At 48.1% G+C, this 6,160-nt stretch carries 8 protein-coding genes and 2 tRNA genes; 1 reads left to right on the top strand and 9 read right to left on the bottom strand.

Going from position 1 to position 6,160, the window contains the following annotated elements:
- Nucleotides 1–797: RNA-guided endonuclease TnpB family protein (locus KNQ07_RS15835; RefSeq protein WP_214767954.1), on the bottom strand; the 797-nt coding region annotated here is incomplete at its 3' end.
- Nucleotides 798–963: 166 nt separating this feature from the next.
- Nucleotides 964–1,617: a TVP38/TMEM64 family protein gene (locus KNQ07_RS15830; protein ID WP_214767952.1), complete on the bottom strand. Its 654-nt coding sequence runs from the start codon at nt 1,615–1,617 to the stop codon at nt 964–966.
- A 159-nt stretch (nt 1,618–1,776) separates the two neighbouring features.
- On the opposite strand from KNQ07_RS15830, the gene KNQ07_RS15825 reads away from it, so the two are divergent.
- Nucleotides 1,777–2,442 (top strand): haloacid dehalogenase type II, encoded by a 666-nt coding sequence (locus KNQ07_RS15825; RefSeq protein WP_214767950.1) that lies wholly within the window; start codon nt 1,777–1,779, stop codon nt 2,440–2,442.
- A 52-nt stretch (nt 2,443–2,494) separates the two neighbouring features.
- Here KNQ07_RS15825 and KNQ07_RS15820 read toward each other — a convergent pair whose 3' ends face one another.
- The 7 genes from KNQ07_RS15820 to KNQ07_RS15790 all read right to left on the bottom strand — a co-directional run bounded on the left by KNQ07_RS15820 (nt 2,495) and on the right by KNQ07_RS15790 (nt 5,939).
- The gene (locus tag KNQ07_RS15820; RefSeq protein WP_214767947.1) at nt 2,495–3,064 is read right to left on the bottom strand and encodes a hypothetical protein; all 570 of its coding nucleotides are present in this window, start codon (nt 3,062–3,064) and stop codon (nt 2,495–2,497) included.
- A 30-nt stretch (nt 3,065–3,094) separates the two neighbouring features.
- Nucleotides 3,095–4,102 (bottom strand): tRNA (adenosine(37)-N6)-threonylcarbamoyltransferase complex transferase subunit TsaD, encoded by a 1,008-nt coding sequence (gene tsaD, locus KNQ07_RS15815; RefSeq protein WP_214767944.1) that lies wholly within the window; start codon nt 4,100–4,102, stop codon nt 3,095–3,097.
- Nucleotides 4,102–4,557: a ribosomal protein S18-alanine N-acetyltransferase gene (gene rimI / locus KNQ07_RS15810; protein ID WP_012371661.1), complete on the bottom strand. Its 456-nt coding sequence runs from the start codon at nt 4,555–4,557 to the stop codon at nt 4,102–4,104. Before rimI ends, tsaD begins: the two co-directional genes overlap by 1 nt.
- A complete protein-coding gene (tsaB, locus tag KNQ07_RS15805) occupies nt 4,550–5,203 on the bottom strand; it encodes a tRNA (adenosine(37)-N6)-threonylcarbamoyltransferase complex dimerization subunit type 1 TsaB (protein ID WP_012371662.1) in 654 nt (217 codons plus the stop codon). The genes rimI and tsaB overlap by 8 nt, the downstream gene beginning before the upstream one ends.
- Nucleotides 5,200–5,646, bottom strand: coding sequence for a tRNA (adenosine(37)-N6)-threonylcarbamoyltransferase complex ATPase subunit type 1 TsaE (gene tsaE / locus KNQ07_RS15800; RefSeq protein WP_012371663.1), 447 nt, complete (start codon nt 5,644–5,646; stop codon nt 5,200–5,202). Before tsaE ends, tsaB begins: the two co-directional genes overlap by 4 nt.
- A gap of 106 nt (nt 5,647–5,752) precedes the next feature.
- Nucleotides 5,753–5,829: transfer RNA gene (locus KNQ07_RS15795), tRNA-Met, on the bottom strand.
- Between the two features lie 33 nt (nt 5,830–5,862).
- Nucleotides 5,863–5,939, bottom strand: a tRNA-Met gene (locus KNQ07_RS15790).
- Between the last annotated feature and the right edge of the window lie 221 nt (nt 5,940–6,160).

Genomic DNA, 6,160 nt, shown 5'->3' with positions numbered 1-6,160 from the left:
ACTTGGTTCTCGTCAACGATCCGTTTCGACAGCTTATGAAGAAAATCTTGACGTTGATTTACAATCTTCTCATGCTTCTTGGCGAGGATCATCCTCGCCTTGTCTCGATTTTTACTCCCGGTTTTCTTGCGGGACAAGGCGCGTTGTGCCTTCTTGATCTTCTCTTCGGACTTTCGAAGGAAACGAGGATTGGCAACTTTCTCAGAAACCCACTCATCGTTTGTCAGGATGGCGAAGTGCTCCAGACCAAGGTCGATTCCTACTTTATTCTTGGCGGGAACCCATCGCTCTTCGGTCTGATCGACTAGGATCGAGATGAAGAATTTCCGGGTCTTCGTCATCGAGACCGTCGCGGACTTGATGACGCCAACGAACGGACGGTGCTGCTTCAACTTCACGAAACCAATCTTAGGAAGCTTCACCTTACCATCTTCGATACGGATGCTACCCTTCAGATTGTTGGTCGTGTAAGAGGCTCGGTCGTTATGCTTTGATTTGAATTTCGGAAATCCGACAGACTGATCCCGAAAAAAGTTTTGGTACGCTCTGTTCAAGTCCATCTGAGCGTTCGCAAGGGAAAGACTATCGACTTCTTTGAGGAAAGGGAATTCAGGCTTGTACTTCGCTGGGGTTGGGAGCTTTTGCTTTACGCCAGGGTTCAGTTTCGAGTCTTCATACAATCGGATTCGCTCTTCGAGCATCTTATTGTAGACGAAACGGACACAACCGAACGTCTTCATGAAATATTCTTGTTGGGGTTTCGTCGGATAAAGTCGAAACTTATACGCCTTCAGCAAAGCAATCACTCCTTTCCTTTTGATTCGTTATACTCATTTTATCGAACGATTGGAGTCTTGCAAAGTCAGGCGATTCATCTCCCACCTACGCCGGGTTCCGCCCTAAGATGCTTAGAGGTGGAAGAATTCTCGCTAAATTTAGTTAAACGAAAAACCCCGGCTGCTGTCAGCCGAGGTCTTTTTTTGCTTTCCAGCGTTTTTGGATGTACCACGGGACAATCGTCAATACGAGGAAGACGATGATTGCTCCGATGATGAGTTGCGGATCCTTCGAGACGATGCTGCTCCCTAAAAAGTTATAGGCAAATGTCCCGGGGATAATTCCAATCAACGTCGCGAGGAAAAAGGATAACAAGCGGACTTTTGACAGTCCAGCGGCATAACTAATCAAATCGAAGTTGAAGATCGGCAACAGCCGGAAAATCAGGACATAGATAAATCCATTTTTCTCGAGTTGCTGCTGAATCTGATGGATTTTTCCGGCCTGTTCCTTTTTCTTGATCAACCCATTTCCAAGCTTTTGGGCAACTAAAAAAGCGACGACTGCACCAAGTGTCGCTCCGATGACGGTGTAAAGTGTTCCAAGCCAGGTACCAAACGCCAAACCGCCGGTAATCGACAGGACGGATGCCGGGAAAAAAATCAATGGACGAATCGTATAGAGGAAGATATACAGAATCGGCGCCCACATCCCGAATGATAAGATCCAGTCCTTGATGTCGGTCGGACTGAGGTTGAGATAGGAACGGCTGAACCAGATCAGTCCGCCGATCAAAAGAACAAGCACTAGAATCCTGATGAATTGTTGCTGGCGTGTCATAACATATCTCCTGTCTTTGGCAATAAACGCTCTTACTTTATGCAATTCCCGAATTCAATCCGTCTTACGCGTTTTGCCGCTTTCGCAATGTGTGTTTCAGCTCAGACCGTTTTCGGGAACTACATAGAGATACCATGTAACTCAAGAAAGGTGATTATCATGACACAACCGATTAAAGCACTGGTCTTTGATGTCTACGGTACATTGTTTGATGTCCATTCCGTCAAAGTGAAAGCAGAGGAACTCTATCCGGAACACGGGGAAGCCATCAGTCAGGCCTGGCGTCAAAAACAGCTCGAATATTCCTTTTTACGTCAGTTGAACGGTCAGTACGTCCCGTTCAGCCAAGTGACACGTGATGCGCTCCGTTACGCCTTACTGCAACTGAAGCTCCACGTCACGGAAGAAAATATTGCAGACCTGATGGAAGTCTATTTGAAGCTCGATCATTATCCGGAAGTCGATGATGTCTTACAGCAAATGGGTGATAAACAAATCGCCGTCTTCTCGAACGGTTCACACGACATGCTTGATCCCCTGATCGAACAATCCGGTCTCGCCGGACGGTTTGACCAGATCATCAGTGTCGATGACATCAAGCAGTATAAACCGACACCCGCTTCCTATATGCATGCGCTCAATACGCTCGGTCTCAAACGGGAGGACGTGCTGTTCATGTCATCGAACGGTTGGGACATCACCGGTGCGAAAAGTTTCGGTTTCCGGACGGCCTGGATTAACCGTTCGGGTCTGCCCGTCGAAGAGCTGAATCTCGATCCGGACAGTATTTATGATGACTTAACGGGTCTGCTGGAATGGAAATGAACAAAAGCAAAGCGATGTTTGCCTGATCATCCAGGCAAACATCGCTTTTTGTTTAATAATTGGCCAGACGGGAGTAGCCTTTTTTAAAGAGATCAAGCTTCAGTCCACCGTCTTTTTCGATAAAGAACAGATATTCTTTTTGATCGGTATCTTTATAAAATACTTTATACAGCGTTAACGTCCGTTTTTTGTTGTTTTCACTGGCAACGACCTGGTGTTTCGAAATGACCTCTGCCTGGACTTGCTCTCCATCCAGACGATCAATCATTGGTTGGAATGATTTTTTCTCTTGTTCGGTTGCCGGTTTACCCGGTGCAATCGTAAAGAAGTCATCACTCGCTTTGTTCGTCAGACCATACTTCCGATCGACGATCACCACATTTTTCAGTTTGCCATCAACCGTCTGATCAAAGGCGTACAGTTTTTGAATCCGTGTCTGCTCACCTTCCGCTCGACCGATTTCGTACAGCGGCTTCTGCTTCGTATTCATCTCGACGGCTTTTTTATCAGGGACGAGCTCTTCTTTGTAGGCGATTTGATAGGCATTGACGATTTCACGAATCTGTAAGCCGATTGCGACAATGACAAGTACACCTAATAACACGATGATGACTTTTTTCATTCCATTTTTCCCCCATGTCTTTCGAATTCCTTACTTTAAATCTAGCCCAGGTTCGGCATTCATGGCAAGTGTCGATTGGCGGCCTGCCCGGTAAGGGTGAATCGCTGCCGCTCCAATCATCGCGGCATTATCACCGCATAAGTGCATCGGCGGAATGACCAGTTCGATGCCTTCACGTGAACAGGCTTCCGTCAATCCTGCCCGCAGTCCGCGGTTGGCCGCGACGCCACCCGCAACAAGCAACTGTTTGCCGCCCTTTTCTTTGACGGCACGGATCGCTTTTGTGACGAGCACTTCGACGACGCTTGCCTGAAAACTGGCAGCCAGGTCTTCCGGAATGATGACTTCGCCGCGTTGTTCCGCGTTATGAACGGCATTGATGACAGACGATTTGAGTCCGCTGAAGCTGAAGTCATACGACTCTTTTTCGAGCCAAATTCGCGGGAAATGGAATGTATCCTGACCGGTTTGCGCCAATTGATCAATCCGGGGACCACCCGGATAAGGAAGTTTCAAGGTCCGTGCTACTTTATCATAGGCTTCGCCCGCTGCATCATCGCGCGTTTCACCGATGACTTCATACACGCCGTCTTCCGGCATGTAAATCAGTTCCGTGTGTCCGCCGGATGCAATCAAACAGACGAGCGGAAAGCGGAGTTCTTGTTCCAAACGGTTGGCATAGATGTGACCGGCGATGTGGTGGACACCAAGAAGTGGCTTACCGTGGGCAAATGCCAATGCTTTTGCCGCACTGACACCGACGAGTAACGCTCCGACAAGTCCCGGACCTTCCGTCACGGCAATCGCATCGATCTCATCGATTGTGACACCGGCTTCCGTTAACGCGTCATCGATGACATACGTGATCCGTTCCACGTGATGACGGGACGCGACTTCCGGAACTACTCCTCCAAAACGTTTGTGACTTTCAATTTGAGAGGATACGACGTTCGATAAGACGTCTGTCCCTCCGCGGACGACAGCCGCAGCTGTCTCGTCACAACTTGATTCAATCGCTAATATCAACGGCTGTGTCATCACTCGTCTCCTTCCAGTTCCAACCAATAGATGGCTGCATCTTCATTATTATCTTGATAATATCGTTTTCTCGTTCCAGCATATAAAAAGCCCAGCTTTTCATACAACGTTCGTGCCGGCGTATTCGACACCCGTACTTCAAGTGTCATTGCCCGTAACCCTAATTGTCTCGCCTGTTCGATCAAAGCAACGAGCAGTGCTTCTCCGATTCCCGTACCGCGCGCCTTTTGTTTAACGGCGACGTTCGTGATATGTCCTTCATCAGCAATATGCCATAGTCCCGCAAATCCAATGATTTCTTCTGTTTCGGCGACCAGATAATACGCATTTGGATTTTGTGTCATCTCCGCGATGAACGATTCCAAAGTCCACGGGGTCGCAAACGACTCCAGCTCCACGGCATGCACACCCGGTGCATCAACGACCGTCATTTTTCGAATCGTAACCTTAGTCATGGCGTTGTGCCTCAATCCACTTGGCTTCTGCTTCGGCGAGACGCAGATAACGCGGTTCGAACGCGTGGGTCTCAACCGGTTCACGTTTAGCACCGAGTAAGGCGAGGACACCGGCCCGTGGTGCACGGAATGCGGGATCAACGATAGTGAAGGATTGAAGTTCCGTCGTGAACTTGTCTGTATCACCTGTGATTTTCGTGTCGGTCGGCAGTGTCTTGACGAAGTCAGCTATGACTGTATGCTGTTCTTCCCCCACCAGTTGACCCTCTTCATAGAAACCGACGAAACCTGTTCCACGACGGGCATCCTGAATCGCAACGATTCGTCCGGTTGATCCGGCCGATGCTGCCATCAATTCAAGCGTCGAAACCGGGACTAAATCAATACCCAGCGTATAGGCCAGTGTCTTCGCTGTCGTTGCACCAATCCGAAGACCGGTATATGAACCCGGGCCATCAGCGATGACAATCCGTGTTAAATCACGTGGCGACCAATTAACTTCCTGCATCATCCGTTCCAGTAAAGGCATCAGTTTTGTCGCATGATTCAAAGAAGTCACATAAGAGGCTTCCGCCAAAATCTGTTGTCCGTCCGATAACGCAACAGACAGTTGTTTCGTCGATGTATCAATCGCTACGATTTTCATTGCTTTAACCCCTCACATAGTTGGATATACTTCTCACCGATCGGTTCCAGACGAAAGCGGCGTGAATCATCACCCGTCCGTTCAATCGTAATCGCAAGACGTTCTGGTGGAAGGACATCGGCAATTAATTCCGACCATTCCACGACAGCGACACCGTCTCCATTTAAATATTCTTCAAGACCGATATCATCACCGCCTTCCAGACGATACACGTCCATATGATAGAGCGGCAGTCGTCCGGCATAGACTTTCATGATCGTAAACGTCGGACTGTTGACATTACGTGTCACCCCAAGACCTTTCGCAAATCCTTGTGTAAACGTCGTCTTTCCAGCTCCCAGGTCACCATCAAGCGTGATAACCATTCCTTCAAAGGCACGGTGGCCAAGTGTAACGGCAAGTGTCGTCGTCTGTTCGAGACTCGTCATTTCAAGTTCCATCATCGGTGTCCTCCTCCTTTTCTCTTACTCCATTGTACCGAACAAAAAAGACAAAAAAAAATACGAAACGCTGAACGTTTCGTAGTAAAGTTGAAGTTAAGTTTAAAATTGGTTGCGGGGGCCGGATTTGAACCGACGACCTTTGGGTTATGAGCCCAACGAGCTACCAGACTGCTCCACCCCGCGACGATAAACGTTTCGGATTTGAATTATAAAAATTGGTTGCGGGGGCCGGATTTGAACCGACGACCTTTGGGTTATGAGCCCAACGAGCTACCAGACTGCTCCACCCCGCGATGATATAACGTTTCGACAGATATTAATATAACATGTACTTTTAAAAAAGACAAGTCTTATTTCATTTTTTGATCCTTTTTTTCAAAAGAACTTATACTGACATCATTTCTTTCAGTACTTTTAAAAGAAAAACCGACCTGCAAAATGCAGATCGGTCTTTTACTGGCCTGGCAACGTCCTATCCTCACAGGGGGAAGCCCCCAACTACTTTCGGCGTTCA

Origin of the sequence: Exiguobacterium sp. s145 (assembly GCF_018618835.1) — a bacterium.
GTDB lineage: Bacteria > Bacillota > Bacilli > Exiguobacteriales > Exiguobacteriaceae > Exiguobacterium_A > Exiguobacterium_A artemiae.
The sequence above is the reverse complement of the archived record's forward strand: the minus strand, read 5'-3'. Positions and strand labels throughout refer to the sequence as shown.